Genomic DNA, 1,686 nt, shown 5'->3' on the forward strand with positions numbered 1-1,686 from the left:
TCAGAAGGTGTGAATGAATCCCCCTGCCGCTTGGACAATGGGCGCATGAGTGATGCGTCGTCCGCAGCAGGGGGTGAACAGGGCCAGTCGAGCCTGTTCGGTGAAGGGGAGCTGCCCACAGGGCAGGCCGTGACGGCCCAGCCCAAGGCGGCGGGCGCTGGCGAGCCGCGGCTGCTGCGCGCGCAGCGCGATCAGGTGGAGTTGCGCCCGTATGAGCTGGACGCGCTGCTGGCGCCAGAGCATCCCGCGCGCAGCGTCTGGGCCTTCGTGCAGGCGCTGGACCTGGCGCCGCTGTACGCGGCCATCAAGTCGGTGCGCGGCGGCGCCGGGGCGCCGGCCACGGACCCGGCGATCTTGGTGGCGCTGTGGCTGTGGGCCCACATCGACGGCGTGGGCTCGGCGCGCGAGGTGGCGCGGCTGTGCGAACGCGACGACGCGTACCGCTGGATCTGCGGCGGTGTGGGTATGAACCACCACAGCCTGTCGGACATGCGCACGCAGCACACGGCTTGGCTCGATGCGCAGCTCACGCGCAGCATGGCTGCGCTGATGGAGCGCAAGCTCGTGACACTCAACGTCGTGGCGCACGACGGCATGCGCGTGCGCGCCGCAGCCAAGGCCGCGAGCATGCGACGCAAGGAGCGACTGCAGCGGCTGCATGAGCTGGCCCAGGCGCAGTTGCAAGCGCTCAAGGCCGAGTTGCATGAGGACGCCGGCGCGAGCTCGCGGCGCAAGCAAGCGGCCCAGGAGCGTGCAGCGCGTGAGCGCGAACAGCGCCTGGCGCAGGCGCTGGCCACCATCGACAAGATCGAGCGGCTGCGCCCGCCCAAGAAGGACAAGAAGGACAAGAAGGCCAAGGGCCGCGACCACGACGGCCCGCCGCCGCCCGGTGCCAACGCCACTGCGCCAGCGCCCAAGCCCGAACCCGAGCCGCGTGTGAGCACCACCGATCCCGAGGCGCGCGTGATGAAGATGGCCGACGGCGGGTTCCGTCCCGCGTTCAACGCGCAATTCGTCGTGGACGCGCCCACGCAGCTCATCGCTGCAGTCGGTGTGACCAACAGCGGCAGCGACATGGGCCAGATGGTGCCCATGCACCAGCAGTTGGTGCAACGCTACGGCCATGTGCCCGAGCACTGGTTGGCCGATGGTGGCTTTACGAAGCTGCAGGCCACCCAAGCGCTGCATGCCCAGGGCACCCAGGCCGTGGTGCCCCCGCCCAGCAGCCGCAATCCAGCTATCGACCCCTTCGCGCCCAAGGACAGCGACAGCGCCGCGCTGGCGCAATGGCGCGGCCTCATGGGCAGCGATGACGGCAAGGCGCTGTACCGCCAGCGCGGCGCCACGGTGGAGTGCGCCAACGCTCAGCTGCGCCGCCGGGGCTTGCAGCAGTTCAACGTGCGCGGGCTGCTCAAGGCGCAGGCCGTGCTGCTGTGGCACGCGCTGGCGCACAACCTCATGCGCATGCGCTCCTTGGGCATCGCCTTCGCAGCGAGCTGAAGCCGCGCCCGGGCTGCGGCGTGCGAGCTGCAGCGCCTGCCACAGCGCCGGCAGCTCCCTGTGCCTGGTATAGCGGCCTGGGTGAACGGACCGCGGGCGCCTGCGGCCCGTCCGCATGCCATCGCGGCTGCTCACATCAGCGCCGTCCAGCAGGTCCCGCAAAGGCCAATCGTTCACAGCTTCTCA

General features: G+C 70.4%; 1 protein-coding gene. It reads left to right on the top strand.

Going from position 1 to position 1,686, the window contains the following annotated elements; genetic code table 11:
* Nucleotides 1-45 precede the first annotated feature (45 nt).
* Nucleotides 46-1,500 (top strand): IS1182 family transposase, encoded by a 1,455-nt coding sequence (locus tag ALA01S_RS30955; RefSeq protein WP_373863025.1) that lies wholly within the window; start codon nucleotides 46-48, stop codon nucleotides 1,498-1,500.
* The last annotated feature ends 186 nt before the right edge of the window (nucleotides 1,501-1,686 follow it).

Origin of the sequence: Azohydromonas lata NBRC 102462 (assembly GCF_001571085.1) — a bacterium.
Classification (GTDB): Bacteria; Pseudomonadota; Gammaproteobacteria; order Burkholderiales; family Burkholderiaceae_C; genus Azohydromonas; species Azohydromonas lata.